Source organism: Colwellia sp. C1TZA3 (assembly GCF_007954265.1).
GTDB lineage: Bacteria > Pseudomonadota > Gammaproteobacteria > Enterobacterales > Alteromonadaceae > Cognaticolwellia.
On record NZ_VOLS01000043.1, the window covers coordinates 1 to 22,561 of the forward strand.

16 protein-coding genes and 2 rRNA genes are annotated in these 22,561 nt (G+C 39.0%); 9 read left to right on the plus strand and 9 right to left on the minus strand.

Annotated elements, in window-relative coordinates; translation table 11 throughout:
• From ESZ39_RS12630 to ESZ39_RS12640, 3 genes are all read left to right on the plus strand, one after another.
• A 23S ribosomal RNA gene (locus tag ESZ39_RS12630) occupies positions 1-183 on the plus strand; the annotation flags it as partial.
• A gap of 220 nt (positions 184-403) precedes the next feature.
• Positions 404-518 (plus strand): 5S ribosomal RNA (gene rrf / locus ESZ39_RS12635).
• 861 nt (positions 519-1,379) lie between these two features.
• Positions 1,380-2,882 (plus strand): FAD-dependent oxidoreductase, encoded by a 1,503-nt coding sequence (locus tag ESZ39_RS12640; protein ID WP_146880260.1) that lies wholly within the window; start codon positions 1,380-1,382, stop codon positions 2,880-2,882.
• Here the strand turns inward: ESZ39_RS12640 and ESZ39_RS12645 are convergent.
• The 3 genes from ESZ39_RS12645 to ESZ39_RS12655 all read right to left on the minus strand — a co-directional run bounded on the left by ESZ39_RS12645 (position 2,856) and on the right by ESZ39_RS12655 (position 5,185).
• A complete protein-coding gene (locus ESZ39_RS12645) occupies positions 2,856-3,560 on the minus strand; it encodes a phosphoglycolate phosphatase (protein ID WP_146880261.1) in 705 nt (234 codons plus the stop codon). The genes ESZ39_RS12640 and ESZ39_RS12645 overlap by 27 nt on opposite strands.
• 426 nt (positions 3,561-3,986) lie before the next feature.
• A complete protein-coding gene (locus tag ESZ39_RS12650) occupies positions 3,987-4,364 on the minus strand; it encodes a ribosome recycling factor family protein (RefSeq protein ID WP_146880262.1) in 378 nt (125 codons plus the stop codon).
• Positions 4,365-4,420: 56 nt separating this feature from the next.
• Positions 4,421-5,185 (minus strand): hypothetical protein, encoded by a 765-nt coding sequence (locus tag ESZ39_RS12655; protein WP_146880263.1) that lies wholly within the window; start codon positions 5,183-5,185, stop codon positions 4,421-4,423.
• Between the two features lie 275 nt (positions 5,186-5,460).
• On the opposite strand from ESZ39_RS12655, the gene cysB reads away from it, so the two are divergent.
• Positions 5,461-6,435: an HTH-type transcriptional regulator CysB gene (gene cysB, locus ESZ39_RS12660; RefSeq protein WP_146880277.1), complete on the plus strand. Its 975-nt coding sequence runs from the start codon at positions 5,461-5,463 to the stop codon at positions 6,433-6,435.
• Between the two features lie 103 nt (positions 6,436-6,538).
• Here cysB and ESZ39_RS12665 read toward each other — a convergent pair whose 3' ends face one another.
• From ESZ39_RS12665 to pabB, 3 genes are all read right to left on the minus strand, one after another.
• Entirely contained in the window at positions 6,539-7,915 is a 1,377-nt protein-coding gene (locus ESZ39_RS12665) for an L-serine ammonia-lyase (RefSeq protein ID WP_146880264.1), read from the minus strand.
• 183 nt (positions 7,916-8,098) lie between these two features.
• On the minus strand, positions 8,099-8,677 hold the full coding sequence (locus ESZ39_RS12670) for a CoA pyrophosphatase (protein ID WP_146880265.1): 579 nt from the start codon (positions 8,675-8,677) through the stop codon (positions 8,099-8,101).
• A 77-nt stretch (positions 8,678-8,754) separates the two neighbouring features.
• The gene (pabB, locus tag ESZ39_RS12675; RefSeq protein WP_223270377.1) at positions 8,755-10,194 is read right to left on the minus strand and encodes an aminodeoxychorismate synthase component I; all 1,440 of its coding nucleotides are present in this window, start codon (positions 10,192-10,194) and stop codon (positions 8,755-8,757) included.
• Positions 10,195-10,398: 204 nt separating this feature from the next.
• Between pabB and ESZ39_RS12680 the strand changes: the two genes are divergently transcribed.
• The 3 genes from ESZ39_RS12680 to ESZ39_RS12690 all read left to right on the plus strand — a co-directional run bounded on the left by ESZ39_RS12680 (position 10,399) and on the right by ESZ39_RS12690 (position 14,369).
• Positions 10,399-11,919, plus strand: coding sequence for a fumarate hydratase (locus ESZ39_RS12680; protein WP_146880266.1), 1,521 nt, complete (start codon positions 10,399-10,401; stop codon positions 11,917-11,919).
• A gap of 270 nt (positions 11,920-12,189) precedes the next feature.
• Entirely contained in the window at positions 12,190-12,399 is a 210-nt protein-coding gene (locus ESZ39_RS12685) for a TIGR02922 family protein (protein WP_146880267.1), read from the plus strand.
• Positions 12,400-12,857: 458 nt separating this feature from the next.
• Positions 12,858-14,369, plus strand: a complete 1,512-nt coding sequence (locus ESZ39_RS12690; protein WP_146880268.1) for a DNA recombination protein RmuC — start codon at positions 12,858-12,860, stop codon at positions 14,367-14,369.
• Positions 14,370-15,108: 739 nt separating this feature from the next.
• On the opposite strand, the gene ESZ39_RS12695 is transcribed toward ESZ39_RS12690, so the two are convergent.
• From ESZ39_RS12695 to ESZ39_RS17815, 3 genes are all read right to left on the minus strand, one after another.
• Positions 15,109-16,446 (minus strand): sodium-dependent transporter, encoded by a 1,338-nt coding sequence (locus tag ESZ39_RS12695; protein ID WP_146880269.1) that lies wholly within the window; start codon positions 16,444-16,446, stop codon positions 15,109-15,111.
• Positions 16,447-16,819: 373 nt separating this feature from the next.
• A complete protein-coding gene (locus tag ESZ39_RS12700; RefSeq protein ID WP_191321784.1) occupies positions 16,820-18,091 on the minus strand; it encodes a glutamate-5-semialdehyde dehydrogenase in 1,272 nt (423 codons plus the stop codon).
• Positions 18,092-18,589: 498 nt separating this feature from the next.
• Positions 18,590-18,757 (minus strand): hypothetical protein, encoded by a 168-nt coding sequence (locus tag ESZ39_RS17815; protein WP_191321785.1) that lies wholly within the window; start codon positions 18,755-18,757, stop codon positions 18,590-18,592.
• Positions 18,758-19,450: 693 nt separating this feature from the next.
• Here ESZ39_RS17815 and proB point away from each other — a divergent pair.
• Both proB and ESZ39_RS12710 read left to right on the plus strand, forming a co-directional pair.
• Entirely contained in the window at positions 19,451-20,629 is a 1,179-nt protein-coding gene (gene proB / locus ESZ39_RS12705; RefSeq protein WP_146880270.1) for a glutamate 5-kinase, read from the plus strand.
• A 347-nt stretch (positions 20,630-20,976) separates the two neighbouring features.
• Positions 20,977-22,449: an NAD-dependent succinate-semialdehyde dehydrogenase gene (locus ESZ39_RS12710; protein WP_146880271.1), complete on the plus strand. Its 1,473-nt coding sequence runs from the start codon at positions 20,977-20,979 to the stop codon at positions 22,447-22,449.
• The last annotated feature ends 112 nt before the right edge of the window (positions 22,450-22,561 follow it).

Sequence of the window (22,561 nt, forward strand, 5' to 3'; positions counted from 1 at the left end):
GCTACGTTCGGAACTGATAACCGCTGAAAGCATCTAAGCGGGAAGCAGGCTTTGAGATGAGTTCTCACTGGAGCTTTAAGCTCCCTAAAGGGTCGTTGGAGACTACAACGTTGATAGGTTGGGTGTGTAAGGACTGCGAGGTCTTGAGCTAACCAATACTAATTACCCGTGAGGCTTAACCATACAACACCCAAGTGGTTTTAAGTTGTGTGATAGTTTGACATAGTAGTATGGCGTAGGAATATGCCATATCACGTACATAAGTGATGAATAAGAGAAAACAAAATGTATTTATATCGATAGAGCCAAGGCTTTATTGAAGCGTCGATAAAACGTTCATCCATGAACATTATCGACGTTAGTGCATCCATGCACGTCAGCTTTTTAGATTGTACCCTTTTTGTCTAGCGACAATAGCGACATGGCCCCACCTGATCCCATTCCGAACTCAGCAGTGAAACGTGTTAGCGCCGATGGTAGTGTGGGAGTTCCCATGTGAGAGTAGGACATTGCTAGGCTTCTATTTAGGTCGTTCCTTGCCATCCATGGCAGCTCGACATTAGTGCATCCATGCACGTCAGAAACCCGTAGCTAACGCTACGGGTTTTTTGCTTTCTGGCGTTTGAACATTGATTGTTGTCATGCCAAATACTTTATAGTTGCCTAAACCTCAGGCAATATCAGGTTAGTCTCAGGCTGCTACCTAAGTCGTTCTTTGCCATCTATGGCAGTTTGAGATGAGTATATCCTTATATTTCAGGGCTACTTTTCTTCTAAGTATTCAATATTTATGATTATACCAATCCCAATGATTTTTTGATTATCTTATCTGGTTAAAACAATCGACTATGACGTTATTTACTTAATCATTATCGCTGCATGGATACAGTTTATTAGACAATGTAGGAGCCTATTGTCCTGAACAATAAATTATTAAAATAAATGCCCTACATTTGGTCATTTTCCCTGCGTATAAAGTAGACTACCTAATTAATGACACCGGTATAAATAGTTGGTTTTGAATATCTTATATCAAGATGTTTGTGCAGAATAACTTGATTATTTAAGTACTAGTTTTTATTATATAGCTTGATTGTTTAAGTGCTATTTTTATATAAAAAAGCACATTAAAGTAGCTTCATAGCTCACATACCCTATGTAGTACCAAGTTGATTAATTATCTGCTCATTTTTAATGGTTAAAATAAATAATTACAGCGTTATAAAAGTTATGAGGTGAATAACTACTAACTAAACTTTATGCCTGATATTTATCCATTTTTCCTGATGAAAAAGGTGATAAATTATTTAATCAAATTGGTATAAATCACGTTCTTATACGTGGAAATCCCCCAATAAAAGTATTATATTGTCAACTTTATGAATGAAATTTTAACTACAGAACAACCATTAATAAATTCAGGTACGAAGATCGGTATTCTTGGTGGTGGTGTTGCAGGTTCAACTATTGCTTTACGTTTTGCTGAACTAGGCATTGACACCACGTTGATTGAAAAAGGAGATAGTTTAGTAAATGGCCCTCCTTTTTGTCATTTACATGCCGGTGGTAATTTATATCGAGAGATTTCTGAGCAACAATGTATAACGTTGTTAGAGCAGTCGATAGACACGGCAAAAGTTTTTCCACACAGCGTTAATTATCGCCCAACTGTCATTGCCTTACCGAAAACAGATCAAGGTGAAGTTGCTGACTTATTACCTCGCTTGATAAAACTACGTGAGCGTTACGCTGAACTCGTACAGCAAGATATTAGTAATAAGGTCTTAGGCGATCCTGAGCAATATTTCTTGTTATTTGATCGCAAAGCATTAGAGAACTTAGCGAAACGAGCATTGCCAACTCAAGTTAAAGCCAATGAAGATTGGTTAGTGGCTTTTGCTCAACAAGTTGATTTAGATAAATTAAAATTCCCTGTTCTGCTCGTGCAAGAATATGGTTGGTCTGCTTTTCGTATGGCTGCTATTACTACACTCGCAATTGAAAAACTGCTTTGTTGTCACCTAAAACTTAATAGTCAAGTCGTCAATGTTGAGCATCAAGTCAGCACTGAAAAGTGGCGTGTAACCTATAAAAACCAACAGGATGATAGCCAACAACAGACTGATTTTGATTATGTTATCAACGCCTGTGGCTTCAAGAGTGGTGAGATTGATGACATGCTGCACGCTAAACGTGAACGAATGGTTGAATTTAAAGCTGCATACGTTGCTCATTGGTCAAAATGTCAAGGTTTATGGCCAGAAGTAGTTTTTTATGGTGAACGTGGTACACCCAACGGTATGGCACAACTAACGCCTTATCCAGATGGTTATTTTCAATTACATGGTATGACACAAGACATTACTTTATTTGATAAAGGTTTAGTAGCGAGTGTTGAGCAGAGTGCGCAGCCAAAGTTGTCGGCGCGGTTTATTAAAAAAATTGAGCAGCAATGGCCAGAACAGGTAGTAAATGATAGAACCGTAGGCTCTATCGAGTACCTTGCACAATATATAACTAATTTTTCGCAAGCAAGTGTCGCGGCTAAGCCTATGTTTGGCGCACAACAAATACCTGGCGATGATGCGACTTTACGCGCGGCAGATGTTTCTTTTCATGGTAAGCACTATGCCCGTACCGAAATAGTAAAAGCATCTTCGGCATTGACAGCCGCTGATGTTATCTTACAGAACTTACTTGATGTTGGTTTAGTCAGTTCAGCACAAGTGGGCGAGCATTTATCTGACCATTATTTTCCTGTGACTTTACAATGTTCAGAAGCAGAAGTGACTAATAAAGCGATTAAGTATGCTCGCCAACGAGATTATCCAGCAGCGTTGGCGAAAAACTTTATGTTAGCTGATTTTATGTTTTCGGAGTAAGGGTAACAACTCAGCGAAGTTTTCTAAGCACCAGTCAGGCTGGTAAACTCTAATATCTTCGCCATAGTTATACCCATAAGTTAAGCCAATACTTTGCATATGTGCTGCTTTAGCTGCCAATATATCGTTTTTAGAGTCACCTATCATAATACATTGGCTTGCTGAGACGTTTAAGGTTTCACAGGCATGTATAAGTGGTAAAGGATGAGGTTTGCGTTCTGCTAAACTGTCGCCACCAAGCAGTAACTCAAATAAACTGTTAAGCCCAAAGCCTGTAATAATAGGTTCGATAAACTCTGCAGGTTTATTGGTGATAATGGCTAACCGATAGCCTTGTTTTTTTAAGGCTAACAAGGTTGCTTTTACGTCATTATATAATGTGGATTCAAGGCATAAACACTGTTGGTAATAATTTAAAAAAATTGCCAAAGCTTTGCTTTTTCTTGCTTCACTTAAATCTTCATCCAAAGTAGTATTGTTATTCAAAGAATGCTGCAAAGCTCTTTCAACTAAGGTTTTCGCACCATTACCTACCCAATCACGAATAATTTCTTGGGGAAATGTTGTTAAGTCTAGTGCTAACAGCATTTTGTTTATCGCCGTAGCTAGATCGGGAGCACTATCAACTAAAGTACCATCAAGATCGAATAACAGTACGGTTTTATTTTCTGGGCTCATCTGAACCTTTCCTGTAATAAAGCTATTTATTGCGCTAATGTATCACTTTCGTCAGAAAAAATGTGTTTATTTACTGTGATTTTATCTGCTTATTTATGCGAGTTATCTTCATTCATTTATCTGGTGTATCAATGTACTTTTTGCTTTAGCTCAGTGCTTAACCATAGCGACTTAAGCGCAAAGTAGTGTCACGTGAGATTAGGCACTTTAAATAACAAAAAATCATTATAGGTACGGCCATTTTTAAGTTCTGGTACTACCTGTGCGAGTTAAAGTTCTCTAAGGTGGTATTGCGTTAAATCTGCAATCAGCATTTCTTTAAATAAACTGAACTTATGTTCGCGGGTATATGGTTAATTATGGTTAATTATGGTTAATTATGGTTAATTAGGGAGATAATTAGTTCAACGGTCGCAAAGCTATACTTTAACCAAACTCAAGAATATCTATCACCCTCCTTGCTTCAGCTATAGTGCAATCGGTTCGTTGCACAAGTTCAGAAACTGTTATTCCAGGCTTTTTTTCAGCAATAATTAACAACATGTCAAAGCCTAAGTTTTTACGTTGCTTTAACAGATGTGTTGCTAGCCATTGCCAACTTGTTTCTTCACTTTGCTCTATTTGGCTAATGGTTTGTTCTAGTTGTTGAAAAGTTGCTTTTAATTGCCAGTTTCGTGAGCGACCAATACGGTTAAGCTCACAACCCTGTTCACGGATCAGGATTTTAAGTGCGTAGGCTTTTAATACTCGACGTAAAAAAGAGGGTAAAGCAATATAATGGATATGATTTTTTGGAGTTTTCATCAGAAATTAGTTGTAACAACTAGCATTGCTGAAGGTTGTTTGCTGCAAAGAACAGCTCACCATTTTTTCTTAGGTTGAAATAGTAAATCTAAATCATCTTCTTCTCTTTTAATTTTTTTAGCAGCATCTTTAGCATTAGTATTGTTTAACGAAGACGTAATATCGTCTAGTACGCTTTGTATTTCTTCACGTTTGCTAAGACAGTATTTAGTTTGAATAGGGTGCTCTGATATCGTTTGTAGTGCTTTTTCTAAATATTGTCTTGCTGACCCCAGCATTTCTTTTTGATAGGCTATTACGCCACGTTTTTGTAAGGTTTCTACACCAATTTTAAGTTGCATAGCGGATAATTTATGATCTTCCTGAGCGAAGGTTTGTGCATCTAAATTACCTTTTGACTGTTCTGACTTTAATATCACTCTCAGCTTTTTTATGCATTGCAAAGCGGCAACCAATTGTTGTTCATTGTCAGGCAAAGTAAAGTTTTGCTCATTCTCTTCATAGCTAGTGTTAGACTCGCTAGTACTAATACGCTCTTCCATATCTCTTACACGTTTATTTAACGGCTTATCTTCCGGTAATATTTTCGCCATAGATTTTGCGGCATTTAAACTGCGATTATTGAGTATTAAGACTAAATGTGGGTTATTTGGCAGGTTAGCAATACTTAAGATTAATTCTTCTGTTTCATCGATTATAGCTCTTTGTTTTGCTGCTTTAGCTCGCTTTTCTCGTTGCATTTTTTCTTTATGCTGCTGCATTGCAGTCAGTACTATGACAATGATAATTAAAGCGATGATTAAAGCGATGATAATGCCCATGTTCAATTCTCTATTATGAAAAATATAAATTATTAATACGCCAGTCTACAAAAATTGTTCGATGAAGCAAAGGATAAAGCAGCTTCTTTTAAGTATTTGGCCGCATTAGCTTGTTTGTTACATTTTAATCGCTTGATTCTATCAACTGATTAGCGGTTTAATTTGTTATTGAATGGGTCATTAGAAATTTATTTGCACGTAATGTAAAAAATAATATGGTATAAATGTCTATTTAAGTATATATTTTTCATCTAAGAAAACTCTGAATGGTAATTATGAAGCTGCAACAACTCCGCTATATCGTCGAAGTACTTAATAATAACTTAAATGTTTCCGCCACTGCTGAAAGTCTCTTCACCTCACAACCTGGTATTAGTAAACAGGTACGAATGTTGGAAGATGAACTGGGCATTCAAATTTTTGGTCGTAGTGGCAAACACCTAACGCATGTTACGCCTGCGGGTAATGAAGTTATTAATATAGCGACAGAGATTTTGTCAAAAGTTGAAGCCATTAAAGCGGTTGCTCGAGAACATACGCAACCCGATGAGGGCAAGCTTCGTATTGCGACAACCCATACTCAAGCACGTTATGCTTTGCCTGAAGTGATTCAGGGCTTTATGAAAAAATATTCAAAAGTTTCATTGCATATGTATCAAGGTACACCTTCTCAAATCAGTGACGCGTCAAGTAAAGGTGATGCTGATTTCGCCATTGCCACTGAGTCTTTACACTTGTATAACGACTTAGTGATGCTACCTTGTTTTCATTGGAATCGCAGTATTATTGTCAAAGCGGATCATCCATTAGCCAGTAAACAAAATATCACTATTGAAGATATCGCTCAATATTCGCTAGTAACATACGTTTTTGGCTTTACTGGCCGCTCAGAATTGGATACGGCTTTTAATCAAATGGGTGTTGAACCTAAAATTGCTTTTACAGCAACCGATGCTGATGTGATTAAAACTTATGTGCGACTCGGTGTTGGTGTTGGAGTTATTGCCACGATGGCGATGGATCCTAAAATAGACAATGACCTAGTGACTATCGATGCAAGTCACTTATTTAGCCCAAGTACGGTTAAAATTGGCTTTAGACGGGGTACTTTTTTACGGGGTTACATGTTTGACTTTATTGAGCGCTTTGCGCCTCACTTAAATCGAGACCTAGTGACTAAAGCTATCTTATTGAAGAATAATGCTGAGATAGATGAAATGTTTGCCAATATTAAGTTACCTACGCGCTAGATTTTAATGAGACCGTTAAAAGTTTTTATAAAAAACCGTATTAGTTAATACGGTTTTTTATTGTTAACTTAGTCAACTTATAGTTTTTTATAAAAGTTCACCATTAACATTCGGTAATATTAACCGCTAAGCCGCCACGTGAGGTTTCTTTATATTTGGTTTTCATATCATTACCTGTATCCCACATGGTTTTGATCACTTTATCTAATGATACCTTTTGCTTGCCTGTACCTCGAAGTGCCAAACGAGAAGCGTTGATTGCCTTCACTGAGCCCATGGCATTGCGTTCGATACAAGGAACTTGTACTAGGCCACCTACTGGATCACACGTCAGTCCTAAGTTATGTTCCATGCCTATTTCTGCGGCATTTTCTACTTGCTCTGGTGAGCCACCCATAATTTCTGTTAATGCGCCTGCTGCCATTGAACATGCAACGCCTACTTCTGCTTGGCATCCGCCTTCTGCGCCAGAAATAGTGGCATTGGTTTTATATAAAATGCCGATAGCTGCCGCTGTTAGTAAATAACGAATGCAGTCTTGGTCATTTACGGGCTTAATAAATTTATCGTAGTAAGATAATACGGCAGGAAGAATACCTGCAGCACCATTTGTTGGCGCTGTTACCACGCGACTACCGGCAGCATTTTCTTCATTTACCGCTAAGGCAAACAAATTAACCCAATCCATTGCTGACAGTGGGTCGGCGTTTTTTTCAACGCATAGCGCTCTATGTAAAGCGGGCGCTCTTCGGGTGACTTTTAAACCACCAGGTAATATACCTTCGGTGACTATGCCACGTGCAATACTCGCTTTCATGGCATCCCATATTTCTATTAGACCCGAGCGGATACTTGACTCATCTTGTAAACATTTCTCATTATCCATCATAATGGTACTAATGCTTAAGCCTTTTTCGTTAGCTATTTCTAACAGCTTATCGGCACTAGAAAAACGGTGAGGGCGGTCAATATTGGCATGAGTTGATAAGGCTTTGTCTTTTTCTTTTTCAAAGTCGCAATCTTGAACAATAAAGCCTCCACCAATAGAGTAATAGGTTTCTTCGAAGATGACAGTGTCACTACTATACGCAAAAAATGTCATGGCATTAGCATGTGCTGACAGGGTTTTTCTGCGGTGATAGATAATGGCATTCGCTTTAGGGAAAGCGACTAGATGCTGCATATTAAGGTTTATTTTTTCACTTGCTACCACCTCAGCCAAAATAGACGCTATAGAATCAACTGGGATAGTTTTTGGGCTCTGCCCAGTTAATCCTAGAATGACGGCTTTACCGGTGCCATGGCCAATACCCGTTTGACCTAATGAGCCAAACAGTTCACATTTTATGCGATCTGTGTTGGCTAATTTATTATCTGCTATAAGATTTTCAACAAACAACTTTGCCGCTTTCATTGGGCCAACGGTGTGAGAACTGGATGGACCAATTCCGATTGAAAACATATCAAATACACTAATCATAATAAAACCTGGATAAATACTGTTATATATAGGTGGAAATAAAATTTTGTTCGGTTATTGTAGCTGAAAGCTTTCAGCATGCAAAACAAAATATCGCTTCAATGCCTATAACTATAGCTAATATTTTTGATGGGTTGGCTAAAGAACTTTAATTAATCTAAGCCTCACTTAATGAGCATTACTCTAATTACTTTGGTTAAGTAAAATGCTCAAGTCATGCAACATGGCGGCGGTTGCGCCCCAAATATTATAGTGCTGATAAGGCATATAGTGCACATTATGCTGTTTACCATTATGATAAACCGGTACTTGAATATGATACTGTCGTTGCAAGAAGTGCGATAATGGTACATGAAACACTTCTGAAACTTCATTTAAGTCAATTTGATAGCCGCTGTTATTTGATACGATGGCGACAATGGGGGTCACCTCATAGCCTGAAATAGTTTGATAAGGCTTAAGTTGCCCAAGGACATCAATACAGCCAGATTGTAGGCCTATCTCTTCTAGTGTCTCACGCAGTGCCGTTGCGGTCATATCATCATCATAGTGCTCTACTTTACCTCCGGGGAAACTTATTTGTCCTGGGTGATGAGTGAGATGACTTGCACGTTTGGTTAACAGCACTTCAAGGCGGTCTTGATGGCTGACAATGGGAATCAACACCGCAGCACTTTTAAGCCTATGTGGGTAGCGAAATTTATGTGCTGAAGCGGGTAATGCTTGCATTTGAAAGCGCTGTATAAATTCTTCTCTAGTCATATACACCTTAACGTTACTTTAAAAATGCAAAGTTTTCTGGGGCTATTGGGCTTTAGGGGGACTTTGCATTCGATTGTTTATGCCAAGTTTAGCTGGCTTAATACCGGCAAAATTTTATGCACTTTATCGTAAGTTTCCTGATACTCGCTGTCAACATTTGAATCGGCGACTAAGCCGCCGCCAGCCCAACAATGTATTTGCTGATTATGGCAAACTAAGGTGCGAATAGTAATGCTAGTATCCATATTACCGCAAGCTGACAAATAACCAATAGAGCCGCAATAAATACTACGTTGGTGAGGTTCTAATTCTTCAATAATATCCATGGCTCTAATCTTTGGTGCACCAGTAATAGAGCCACCTGGAAACGCGGCGCGTAATAAATCGCTACCATCGTATTGTGGGTCTATTTTCCCTTCAACCGTACTGACTAAATGATGCACAGCAGGAAAGCTTTCAATGGCAAAAAGTGCTGGCACGGTCACTGTGCCGGGTAGACAAACACGACTAATATCATTACGTAACAGATCAACTATCATAAGATTTTCTGCTTTATCTTTACTGGCCTGCTGTAGTTCAATAGCGTTAGCTTGATCTTGGCCTACATCATCACTGCGTGGGCGCGTACCTTTGATTGGTTTACTTTGTACTTTATTATCGACCAGTTGTAAAAATCGTTCAGGTGAAATACTTAAAATAGCACTCTCTTCAAAACGTAAAAAAGCTGAGAAAGGCGCTTTGTTTGCTTGTCTTAAGGCACAATAGGCTTGATATTCGCTACCCGCATACTGCGCGGTAAAACGCTGGGCTAGGTTGATTTGATAACAATCGCCAGAAAGTAGGTAATCATGTACTTGCTTAAATTTATCACGATATTGCTCTGGCTGCATATTAGATTGCCACGGCGTGGTTAATTTGAAATTGTTTTCTGACGTTTTTGACCTAGTTACTCGTTCAGCAACTTGCGCTTTATTTTGCAAAAGGCCGTGGTTAAAAAAGGCAACAAATGCCGCTCTTTGTTCGTTAAGGCACAACAACCAAAATTGCTGTAATTTTCGATCATAGATTACCGCATGTTGGTAGATACCAATGGCCATTTCAGGTATCTCAATATCCTTATGGTTTTGCTGTTTTATAGCCTCAAAACGCTTACCTAAGTCGTAGGAGAAATAGCCTACCGCTCCGCCTTTAAAAGGTAAGTTATGCTCAGTAATGTCGAGATGATTAAAACTTGCCTTTTGTTCACGTTTCAATAGCAGTAATGGGTCTTCATGGCTGTGATATGCGCTGTTGTCGAGTTTATGGTTAACGCAAGTAACATTACCAACCGTAGTTAGCGTGGTATTAGGTTGCCAAACCATAATGTCATAGCGGCTATCAACATGGTTGCTTTCACAGGAGTCTAGCCACATTGCCCAAGGTTGCTCAGCAAGTGTGGCAAAAAGTGACTGACTATCAAAGCTTAGATCAAGCTGAAGTAATTTAGCGGATAGTTGCGTTGGGGAATTAGTCGGCAAAATATTCTCACAGGTTTTATGTTAAGTCATTATATTCAAACTACCTTGCGCTACTCAATGCTGCAGTTCGAAGTGGGGTTGCTATATTTGATCGTTATTATTAGACCATTTGATACTAGTAGGTATTTAACAAGCAAGGTATGATATCGGCAAATTTATAACTTTCAACTCTTCTCTCGCCCAATTAATAAAAAAGAGACCGTTATGGCCATTATTAAACAAAAAGATTTAATCGAAAGTGTTGCAGATGCGCTGCAATACATTTCTTATTACCATCCGTTAGATTTTATTCAAGCACTTGAAAAGGCTTATCACAAAGAAGAAAGCCAGGCCGCTAAGGACGCTATTGCACAAATCTTAATTAACTCGCGTATGTCGGCCCATGGCAAGCGCCCTATTTGTCAAGATACTGGTATTGTTACTTGTTTCGTCAAAGTAGGTATGGCTGTGCAGTGGGATAACACTGACATGACAGTTCAACAGATGGTTGACGAAGGTACTCGCCGTGCTTACCTTAATCCCGATAACCCATTACGTGCATCCATTGTTTCAGACCCTGCAGGTAAGCGCATCAATACCAAGGATAATACGCCAGCGGTTGTCCATATTGAGATGGTGCCAGGCGATCAAATAGACGTGATGATCGCGGCTAAAGGCGGCGGTAGTGAAAACAAATCTAAAATGGCGATGTTAAACCCAAGCGACTCTATTGCTGACTGGGTGGTTAAAACTTTACCCACTATGGGCGCTGGTTGGTGTCCGCCCGGTATGCTAGGAATAGGTATTGGTGGAACAGCTGAAAAAGCGGGTGTATTAGCTAAAGAAAGCTTAATGGAACCAGTCAATATTCAAGAGCTTATTGACCGTGGTCCAGAAAATGCGGAAGAAGAGTTACGCCTAGAAATTTACGATAGGGTCAATAAACTCGGTATTGGCGCTCAAGGCTTAGGAGGGTTAACAACGGTTGTTGATATCAAAATTATGTCAGTGCCAACGCATGCCGCGTCAAAACCTGTGGTAATGATCCCAAATTGTGCGGCAACTCGTCATGTACATTTTCATCTTGACGGTTCCGGTCCTGCTGACTTAACGCCACCTAAATTAGAAGATTGGCCAGAAATCACCTGGGAAGTGGGTGAAAATGTTCGTCGCGTTAACGTTGATGAGTTATCAAAAGCGGATATTAGTAGCTGGAAAACCGGCGAAACGGTTTTACTTAGCGGCACCATTTTAACCGGTCGTGACGCAGCGCATAAGCGTATTCAAGACATGTTAGCCGCTGGAGAAAAGCTGCCGGTTGATTTTACTGATAAATTTATTTATTACGTTGGTCCAGTCGATGCGATAGGCGATGAAGCAGTAGGCCCTGCCGGACCAACAACAGCAACCCGTATGGACAAATTTACTGAAATGATGCTTGCACAAACCGGTTTGTTAGGCACTATTGGTAAAGCTGAGCGTGGCCCTGAAACTGTTCAGTCGATTAAAAACCATAAGTCGGTCTATTTAATGGCGGTGGGTGGCGCAGCCTATTTAGTTTCTAAAGCCATTAAAAAAGCAAAAGTAGTCGCCTTTGAAGATATGGGTATGGAAGCGATTTACGAATTTGTGGTTGAAGATATGCCAGTAACTGTTGCAGTGGATAGTTTAGGTGAATCAGTTCATGTCACTGGGCCCGCAATTTGGCAGGTGAAAATTGAAGAACTGGCCAGAAAAGCAAAATAGCGAATGAAATTAGTTTAAACGTCCATTAGGGCGTTTTTTTTGGTCAAAATAAAGGTAACTGAATATCAATAAAACTAGCCCAAAAAACAGTTGGATGTTATTTAAATGCTACTGAAATGTTAGTTAAAAAAGTGGCTGAAATTATTTGATTTAATAAATACAATAAAAACAGAGGGTTAATTAACTACATGACGGCCTTGGTTTTCTGCTGTAAAATTTGGCTTAATTCATCTATTTATAAAGCTAAATTTTAAAGGTTGCAGGCTATTAATGGACGAACATAACGATGTTGATCATCGCCTTATTACCATCATTTTTTATAGTGACACAACATTAAAGCTTATGCATGAAGTGCATTCGTTCCCAGAAAGTAAAACTGGCCGAGTTGTGATCCCCGAAAGCTTTAAAGTTGATAAATCTATTATTGCAGTCTGTGACGGTGCAGTTGCCATTATCGATAAATTTGGCGACAGAATGTAACAACCCAAGTTAGGTTACTCCACGTTACTTAACAATAATTTTTTACCATTAAATATTTTTATTTTTGACCAATAGCCAGCTGCCTTGACTAATACCAATCCCATTAAGTTATTGCTCACTTGTACTAGTTAAAATAGCTCAAAGCTGTGTTGCTCTCAATCCCAATAGCCAGCTATTGCTCAATCGAGCGCCTTACCTTGAATTATTTTTCCTGCGCACAACAAGATCACAAACTTAATGGAACTGGTATAAAATTTTCCTTGTGACAAGATAAAACTAAAATGGTGAGTATTTTGTGTGGTATAAATTTAAAGGTGTTAGTGTAGGTTATTGATAAATTGTTTTTATTTGCTAAATATGCATTAATTAACTGACCCGAGTTGATGTTAAATAACGATTAACCTTATCAATAAAGTATGTTTTAATAACTGTTAATATTTACAGTGCTTGGCTTCTCAATGAATTCACTATCCAACTCCACATTTAATTTATCCTGGTTAGCTTTAGATAATCTCCCTGTTTTAATTTTGATAGTACTAGTGTTAATGGTTAGCCTAGTTATCATTAATTTAGTCTTGTTTCGCCAAGTAAAAGCTAGCCAAGTATCCGCTTTAGCACAACAGCAACTTTTGCAGCAGTTAGCTGAAAAAGTAAACCTTAGTTATGAAGTTAATGCCAGTAATCAACAGCAACTGCAACAACAATTAAGTTTTAATCATCAGCAGTTAGCCCAGCAGCAAAGTGAACTGAAAACTTACTTTGAGCAGCAAATTTCTGATTTCAAATTAAAATTATTACGCCAACACGGTGAGCAAGGTGAAAAACAAGCGCAGCAACTCTATAGTCATAGTGAGCAGCTTAAAAAGACCTTGTATGAACACCACGTTGCTTTTAATGACAATCAACGCAACGCCACAGAACAATTAACCAGTCAACTTACGGCAACGTCTCAACTTGGCCGAGAAGAAATGGCTAAATCACTGCATTTATCCAGTGAGCAAATGGCTAAAAGAATTGATGAATTAACGGTTTCAACCGATAACCGCCTAAAAGATATTAGCGGCCAGGTCGAAAAGCGTTTAGCCGATGGCTTCGAAAAAACCACTAAAACCTTTAATGACATCTTACAACGATTAGCCCTAATTGATGATGCACAGAAAAAAATCACAGAACTCTCTACCAATGTGGTGAGCTTGCAAGAAGTGCTGTCAGACAAACGCTCGCGTGGTGCCTTTGGTGAAGTGCAGTTAAATTCTTTAATTCGTAACGTATTACCTGAACAACACTTTTCACTGCAACATACCTTGTCAAATGGTAAAATTGCTGACTGTATTTTATTTCTACCTAAACCAACGGGCAATGTGGTGGTTGATTCCAAGTTTCCGTTAGAAAGCTATAAAAAAATGGCTGATAATACCTTAGGTGAATTTGAGCGCAAAGCAGCAGAGCGGCAATTTAAAATTGATATTAAAAAGCATATTAATGATATCAGTGATAAGTACTTAATTGAAAAAGAAACTGCCGATGGCGCGATAATGTTTATTCCAGCAGAAGCTATTTTTGCAGAAATACATGCACACCACGGTGATTTGGTTGACTATGCCAATAAAAAACGTGTGTGGTTAGCCTCGCCAACCACACTAATGGCGATTTTAACCACCGCACGTTCAGTGTTAAAAGACGAAGCAACCCGCAAACAGATACATGTTATTCAAGCGCATTTGTCGCATCTTTCGACTGATTTTTCTCGCTTTAAAGGTCGTTTTGCCAATTTAGCAAAACATATTGATCAAGCGGCAAGTGACGTAAAGCAAATTCATACCTCAGCGGATAAAATTAGTAGCCGTTTTGACAAGATAGAACAGGTAGAGTTAAAGCAAGAAGAAAAAGCAGAAATTGAAAAAGAAGGAGAGGGCGAAGAAGGCGAGGGAGAAGGTGGAAAAGAGAATGTCGCTATAACATCTGATTAAATACTACTATGACTTATACCAATCCCATTAAGTTATTACTCACTTGTACTAGTTAAAATAGCTCAAGGCTGTGTTGCTCTCACTCCCAATAGCCAGCTATTGCTCAATCGAGCGCCTTACCTTGAATTATTTTTCCTGCGCACAACAAGATCACAAACTTAATGGAACTGGTATTACATGACTTATTAGCAGTAAGCTCATGCTCAATAACCAATAATTATTATGACTATTGGTGCCTGACCTAGGTCTGACAGGGAAGGCTGACAGGGAGTGTTGACAGTGAGGCTGGTAGGAGCGCTAACCCTAAAGGGTGAATACAAAGTCGCCTTCGCTGATATTTTATCTCGGTGTTAGGCTTAGGCAATCGCATTAAAGCTCAATATTAAGGAAATTTTAAAATCAGCCAATTAAACGTTAGACCAGCCTAAAAAAAGTCAAAATAATACTCGTAAAAGTTGAGCGAGTAAACGCTTAGATTAAACGCCTATAGGTATTTGTTTATATGCTTACCGGGTTAACGAGGCTTCCAGTGAAAGTTGGCCCTAAGCCAGTTAAATTAACGGTATAAATACTGAGCTGGAGCGATGGTTATGCTTTAAAAAAAACGTCCCTATAGCAGTGTATAGTGACGTTTTTGGTAAATGATGGTTTTACGCTAATAGCGCTAAAGTAAAATTAATCGTGCGTTCAGCAATTCCATCTATTTGACTTTACTTAGCTTCACTTAATCGAAGCGAATTTAATTTAGTATAGCAACATTGACAAATACTACCGTTAATAACAACGGACAAACAAAGCGTAAATAATTGCCCCATATTGGCAACCACTTTCTGCCTTCTTGTAAAGAGACATCGCGTAGCTTATTACCGCGTTTCCACAACCAGCCAACAACAATAAAGTAAAACAAGCAGCTAAGCGGCTGTAAAATTGTGGTAAGTACGCGAATTACCATGCCAAACAAGCTATCAAAAAATGTGATTATGGTCATACTGGCGGTTAATACAATGGCTGATACCAACCAAGTTGCCTTAGAACGGCTAATGTTTTTATCTTCAACAAGGTAAGAAACAGGTACTTCTGTTGAAGAAATGGTTGAGGTGAGGGCAGCAATTGATAATAACGAGAAAAAGCCTATCGCTACCACCATACCTATGTTGCCCATAGAGTTGAAAAGCTCAGGCAGTATGTTGAAAATAAGTTGACCTTCGCCAATTAATTTATCACCTTGAAATACTTGCTGTCCGGCGGCTTCTGCAACATGAAGTGCTGGAATAATTAATAAACCTGCCATAAAAGCAATAAAAGTATCAAGTGCGGTAATGGAAATAGCGAGCTTGCCTATATCGTCATCTTTTTTCATATAAGAGCCGTAAACCATCATGCCACCGACACCAATAGAGAGTGAGAAAAAGGCTTGTCCCATGGCAGAAATAATCAACTTTGGATTAGTGACCTGTGAAAAATCGGGTATTAAATATGTTCTTAACCCTTTTTCTGCACCAGGTTGTTGCAATATGTAAGTAATTAACACGACTAGCATGATCAGTAAAACTGGCATTAATCGCGCAGACCATTTTTCAATGCCGGCGTTAACCCCTTGATGAATAATAGCCGCGCCTAGTAATATAAAAACGGGTGTAAACAATAAGTTTCGTAACGTACTTGATGTAGCAAGCCATTGAGAAACATCATGATAGCCCAATAATTCTGCAAATGGTGATATCGCATGCGCGAGCATCCAGCCAGCCACAATGGTGTAGAAACTTAACATCATGATAGCGCCACCTAAACCAATCAGACCGGCATATTTACCAAGCCTTGGTGCGGTATCACGACAAGCATCTTCTAATGCTGAAACTGGATTTTTCTGTGCTTGGTTGCCAATATAAACTTCGGCATAAAGTGCCGGTAGGGCAAGCAATATAGTAACGACTAAATAAACAAATAAAAAGGCGCCACCACCATTATTTGCTGCTTGAGTTGGAAAACCCCAAATATTGCCTAAACCAATCGCCGAACCCGCGGCAGCGAGAACAAAACCTATTCTCGAATGAAATGAATCTCTGATATTACTCATAAATGATAATTATTATTGTGGTTGTTAATGCTTTGGTTTGAGCTTACCTAGTTAACACGGGTTAGCAAAGTTTTTTTAACGATTTGTTGGTTTTGATTTTATGTTTTTATCATTTTATTTTTGGAGGGTGACTTATGGGGTATTAAGTGAGCAATAGTTAAGCAAGCGTTAAGGATTAAAACTTTTAAATGTACAATGTTTTTCAAAACATAAGCCGTTGAAAAACGTAAACGCTTGAAAAAATATAAACGAGTAAAACACTTTCCTATCTTATTGTAATTGATAGCCAGCATGAAGATAAAGTAAACAAAAAGCTATTAACCAATAGTGATTAATAGCTTTGTGCTTTACTTAGTTCATTCTATGACTAGGACTAAGGACGGATTTGTCCTTGGCCAGCAACACGGTATTTAAATATGGTTAGCTGCTCAAGACCTACAGGTCCACGTGCATGAATTTTACCGGTAGCAATACCAATTTCAGCACCCATACCAAATTCACCACCATCTGAAAACTGGGTTGATGCATTATGCATCACTACCGCTGAATCAACTGCGCGCATAAAAATTTCGGCTGTTTCTGCGTTTTCAGTGATAATAGCGTCAGTATGTTTAGACGAGTGTTGGTCAATAAAATCAAGCGCTTCTTCCAAGCCAGAGACTACTTTTACTGACAAAATAGCATCTAAATATTCGGTGTCCCAGTCAGCGTCATTAGCTGGGTTAATTCGTGTGTCACAGGCTTGAGCTGCAAGGTCACCTCGAACTTCACAATTGTCTAAGGTGTTAAGCAACTTAGGCAAGAACTCAGCGGCTATTGCTTGGTTCACTACTAAACTTTCGGTCGCACCACAAACACCGGTTCTACGTAGCTTGGCATTTTTAACAATACTCAATGCTTTTACTAAGTCAGCATCTTTATCGATATAAACATGGTTGTTACCATCGAGATGCAGCAATGTTGGAACCTGAGCTTCGTTTCTCACTAGCTCTACAAGGCCACGGCCACCGCGAGGTATAACTAAGTCGACATACTCAGCACAGCGCAGTAATGCAGCAACTGCAGAACGATCATCGGTATCCACTAGTTGTATACAAGTGGCTGGTAAATTAGCTGCTCGCAAGCCTGTTGCCATACACTCAACAATAATGCGAGTAGAATTAAGACTTTCAGAGCCACCACGCAATATCACCGTATTACCTGATTTTAAGCATAAAGCACCAGCATCTGCACCAACATTAGGGCGAGATTCATAGATCATGCCAATGACACCAATAGGGGTTGACACTCGGGTTATTTTTAGACCATTTGGGCGATCAAATTCTGCTAAGGCTCGGCCAATAGGATCGGGTAATTTAGCGATATCTTCTAAGGCGACAGCCATAGCTTCAATTCTTTCTGGATTGAGTTCAAGGCGATCAATAAATGACTCAGCTTTGCCGGCTTTTCTTACGCTTAAAACATCTAAGGCGTTAGCTTCGAGTAATGCTGGCGTATTCTGACGTAAAGCATCTGCGGCAACGGTTAATGCTTGGTTTTTTTGTTCGGTAGTGGCACTAGCAAGAATCTTGGCTGCGGCTTTGGCCTGCTTCCCAAGATTTTCAATCATAGTTTCAGTATCGATAATTTTATTAATGTTTGACATAAATGAGATTCCTTTTGCTTGTTCGCTTCACTTTAAACTGTTTGGTAAATTCAAGGTTATAATATTGAATGATTAACTTTTATTTTTATTGCCAATGTTTATATTTATTGCCAATGTATACATTAAAAACAATATTAAAAGTTCAGCTTAAAGTACTTAATAGTATTCACTGTGCTCAATACTACTTTAGATGTTAATTTAATTGTTATTTATTGAACGTTGAGCCATTTCATTACATTGATGAAAAAACATCAACGTAGTGCCACGGCATGTGGCTCAGCCACTAAAATGGTCGAGTCAATGAGTGTATCTAATTTGACATTTTATTTAGGCGCTGCCAATCCTACTTTTGTTGCACTATTTTTATTGCTCACTTAGTTTCACAAGATTTAGACGTGCTGTTCTCTCGTCATTGCCATTGAACCACCAAATGGCAATGACGAGTACCCGTGCTTTGGTGGTCTGAGGTGAAACCTATAGCGTTATTGCTGATTCAATCTAGTAGTGCGCAATCTTAATGGCATAACGAGAGCCATCCCTCACCAATACTGTAACTCGGTCTAGTTCATCTTCACTGGCAGCCAAACGGGTATAGCCAACCGCTTCAGTTAACCCAACAGCAGTTTTTAATTGCCCCAACACCTCGACTAATTTTAGCTGGCACATGTCGCATTATACGTATAATCGCTTATTTGCCAGTCTACTTTTCCTTTGAAGATACCGAGTAACTCGCAGCGATAGAAATAGGGTAAACTGAATCAGCAAGGTAGTAACAATACTTTTTCAATAAGTGCGCATCAATCGCCATAACCTTGATATCGAAACCTTGCTTAGACCGCTCTTCAATTGCTTGTGTGACAACAAAACTCAACAGCACTGTGAGGCGTTTTGACTAAACAAGGATTAATGATGGTAATTGTCTGATCAGTAGAAGTTGCCCAGTGAATCAACAATGAACCACAATCTTCCCACAACCAATCATAATTAATGACATAAAGCTCCTAGTGCTTTTAGTTTGCTGTTGAATGAAATACAGCCTGTTTTGCCAGTGTTCAATACAATCTTAAAAACTCATTTTACAGAGGTTATTTTAAGTTCAATTGAAAAAATAGGGTTTTTAGTATATAATCTCCCAACTCATTTGTCGATTGTTGTCAAACTTTAACGTTTTTTTAAACGCTTTAGCCACCTTTTATCTATTATTTCAATGCAAAATATTGCTAGTAAAACTGATGTTTTGATAATAAGATAATTGCACAACGACAAAAAATATTACGGAAATATCTGAAGATTTATGCACCAACGTTTTATTGGTTCAGGCCAGATATTTAATTATATTAATCAGAAAGCGGAGTCATTTTGCCCTCATTCGAACAACCAAAATCAGAAAAAGCCTCAAAAACCAAACCTCGCATAGTCATCAAAGTTGGCTCGAGCCTTTTAGCAAACGTTAAGAATTTAACACCTAGTTTCGCCTTTATGCATGGCCTACTTAGTGATATCGCTGTGCTGCGTGAGCAAGGATACGAAGTTGTACTTACATCTTCTGGTTCAGTCGCATTAGGTCTTAATACGGTTGGCTGCACCATTGAAAACGCCAGCGTTCAAGACAAACAAGCAGCAGCGGCTTGTGGACAACCTATACTGATGCATGCTTTTAAACAAATTGCGCTTGAGTATGGTTTTGATATTGCACAGGTATTAGTTACGCTAGATGATCTTGAAAGTCGACGTCGTTTCCTTAATGTCAAAAATACGGTTCATCGCCTGATAAAACAAGGTGTAATGCCGATTGTCAACGAGAATGATACCGTAACCACCGAAGAAATTCGTGTTGGTGACAACGACCGACTAGCAGCGAAAGTCGCTCAAATGATTGGTGCTGAGTATCTGTTTATTTTAACTTGTATTGATGGCGTTTATGACCGAGACCCTTCAGAAGAAGGCGCGGTATTTGTTGAAACTATCGAAGATGTAAGCAGTTACATGGAAGCGGCAAGCGGTACGAGTTCTTTAGGAACTGGCGGTATGCTAACTAAATTGCAAGCAGCAAACATGGCGCAGAATGCCGGTTGCACCACCATTATTTCTAGAGGAACAATGGAAGATCCAGTTACTGCAATACTGCGTGGCGAACGCAAGCACACCAGATGTATTGCTCACTCATCACCTTCATCTGCATGGAATATTTGGTTAACAGATCGCCTGCAAATGGCTGGTAGTTTAGTGATTAAACAGGATGTAGCTGATTCATTATATGGTGGTGATGATGGTTTTACCTGCCATGACGTGGTTTCTATACATGGAAACTTCGAGCGTGCAGATGTGCTGCATGTTTATGATGAAAAAGGTGAGGAAATAGCACGTGGTTTGTGTAATTTTTCATCAGATGAAACCGCTATTATTTCAAGCCGTCCAGAAGAGACTGTTAAGAATATACTTGGCTATGCGGCTTCACATCGTTTGATTAATAGTGAAAATTTAGTTGTGTTAGCTGAACATCATCTGTCTTGGGATGAACCGGCTCAAAGTGAATAATTGATCACTTTGCTATAACAACAAAGGCCGCTGTTGAATACTACTTTCGCTTTATCTGCGTTACTGTCGTATTTAACCGGCCTTATTTTAATTTAAAACTGCTACTACTTCCCCTCTCCAAATTTTCTAAGTCATCAAAAATTTAATAAACTTTATTCTTGTCCACACCACAAGGCAACGGCACAAGTGCCATAATTGAACTTAAATTTTGATTAGGTTATTGTTTACTAGACTTTACTGGTTCATGGTCTACTCACATCTTAAGATCACTAGCGTTGAACTCAGTTGACGTATTCATTATTTTAATTAATATTCAATAGCTAAAATAGATTACAGCGGAGCTTAATATGAAAAATCATTCAGACCTTGGTTTAGAAGATAGTCAGTTAATTCAAAATTTTTCATATATCAATGGCCATTGGCATAGCAGTGAATCTCAGATCAGCGTGACCAATCCAGCTAATGGTAATGAAGTGGCGAAAGTAAGTAATGCCGGCGTTATTGAAACAGAATTAGCGGTTAATGCCGCTAAAGGCGCATTAAAAATGTGGTCGGCAAAATCGGCCAATGAACGAGCAGGTTTAATGCGTAATTGGTTTAACCTGATGATGCAAAATCAAGACGATCTTGGCCGAATATTAACCTTAGAACAAGGTAAGGCACTTAGTGAAGCCAAAGGTGAAGTAGCTTACGGTGCAGCATTTATTGAATGGTTTGCTGAAGAAGGCAAGCGTGTTTACGGAGATACGATCCCAGGACCATCGGGGGATAAGCGCATTATTGTGATTAAACAACCAGTAGGTGTTGTTGCTGCAATCACACCATGGAATTTCCCCAATGCCATGATCGCCAGAAAAGCTGCTGCGGCACTAGCAGCGGGTTGCACTTTTGTTGTTCGTCCTGCAACACAAACACCATTGTCAGCTTTAGCTATGGCTGAGCTTGCGCAGCGAGCAGGCATTCCTGCGGGGGTATTCAATGTCGTTGTCGGCGACGATGCTAGTGGTATGGGTAAAGTATTAACTCAGCACCCTGATGTTGCCAAATTTACTTTCACAGGGTCAACGCCAGTAGGAAAAACCTTGTTGAGCCAATGTGCGACAACAGTGAAAAAAGTATCAATGGAGTTGGGTGGTAATGCGCCCTTTATTGTTTTTGCCGATGCTGACATTGATGCGGCTGTAGAAGGGGCCTTGCTTTCAAAATATCGTAATGCTGGCCAAACTTGTGTTTGTACTAACCGTATTTTTGTCCAAAATGAAGTGCTTGAACAATTTACTGAAAAATTCACTGCTGGCGTGGAAAAATTAGCCATAGGTAATGGTCTAGATGACGGTGTTATCATTGGTCCTATGATTTCTAGCAAGGCGGTTAATGACGTTGATAAATTAGTGCAGGCCTCTATTGCTCAAGGCGCAAAAGTTATTTTGGGTGCAAAGAAAGACCCTGCAGGTGAAAACTTCTACCAAGCAACAGTTTTGAGTCAGGTGAGCAACGATATGCCGGTTGCTAAAAATGAAATATTTGGTCCAGTTTCTCCCATTATCGCCTTCGATAATGAAGAAGAAGTGATCGCTATGGCCAATGATACTGAATTTGGTCTAGCCGCTTATTTTTATGCCCGAGATATTGGCAGAATTTGGCGTGTTGCTGAAAGGCTTGAATACGGAATGATTGGCATCAACGAAGGCATTATTTCTAATGCTGCTGCGCCATTTGGTGGTGTTAAGCAATCAGGCAGTGGCCGTGAAGGCTCAAAATACGGTTTAGATGATTATTTAGAAATCAAATATTTATGTCTGGGTGGTTTAGATAAATAATACCAATTTGATTAATTAAGTGATCACCTTTTTCATGAGGAAAAATGGATAAATACAAGGCATAAAATTTAGTCAGTAGTTATTCACCTTATAAATTTTATAACGCTGTAGT

What these genes read in the sequence shown, in the direction of transcription:
- ESZ39_RS12640 (WP_146880260.1), top strand. Translation starts at nt 1,380, where the DNA reads ATGAATGAAATTTTAACTACAGAACAACCATTAATAAATTCAGGTACG.
- ESZ39_RS12645 (WP_146880261.1), bottom strand. Translation starts at nt 3,560, where the DNA reads ATGAGCCCAGAAAATAAAACCGTACTGTTATTCGATCTTGATGGTACT.
- ESZ39_RS12650 (WP_146880262.1), bottom strand. Translation starts at nt 4,364, where the DNA reads ATGAAAACTCCAAAAAATCATATCCATTATATTGCTTTACCCTCTTTT.
- ESZ39_RS12655 (WP_146880263.1), bottom strand. Translation starts at nt 5,185, where the DNA reads ATGGGCATTATCATCGCTTTAATCATCGCTTTAATTATCATTGTCATA.
- cysB (WP_146880277.1), top strand. Translation starts at nt 5,461, where the DNA reads ATGAAGCTGCAACAACTCCGCTATATCGTCGAAGTACTTAATAATAAC.
- ESZ39_RS12665 (WP_146880264.1), bottom strand. Translation starts at nt 7,915, where the DNA reads ATGATTAGTGTATTTGATATGTTTTCAATCGGAATTGGTCCATCCAGT.
- ESZ39_RS12670 (WP_146880265.1), bottom strand. Translation starts at nt 8,677, where the DNA reads ATGACTAGAGAAGAATTTATACAGCGCTTTCAAATGCAAGCATTACCC.
- ESZ39_RS12680 (WP_146880266.1), top strand. Translation starts at nt 10,399, where the DNA reads ATGGCCATTATTAAACAAAAAGATTTAATCGAAAGTGTTGCAGATGCG.
- ESZ39_RS12685 (WP_146880267.1), top strand. Translation starts at nt 12,190, where the DNA reads ATGGACGAACATAACGATGTTGATCATCGCCTTATTACCATCATTTTT.
- ESZ39_RS12690 (WP_146880268.1), top strand. Translation starts at nt 12,858, where the DNA reads ATGAATTCACTATCCAACTCCACATTTAATTTATCCTGGTTAGCTTTA.
- ESZ39_RS12695 (WP_146880269.1), bottom strand. Translation starts at nt 16,446, where the DNA reads ATGAGTAATATCAGAGATTCATTTCATTCGAGAATAGGTTTTGTTCTC.
- ESZ39_RS12700 (WP_191321784.1), bottom strand. Translation starts at nt 18,091, where the DNA reads ATGTCAAACATTAATAAAATTATCGATACTGAAACTATGATTGAAAAT.
- ESZ39_RS17815 (WP_191321785.1), bottom strand. Translation starts at nt 18,757, where the DNA reads ATGTGCCAGCTAAAATTAGTCGAGGTGTTGGGGCAATTAAAAACTGCT.
- ESZ39_RS12710 (WP_146880271.1), top strand. Translation starts at nt 20,977, where the DNA reads ATGAAAAATCATTCAGACCTTGGTTTAGAAGATAGTCAGTTAATTCAA.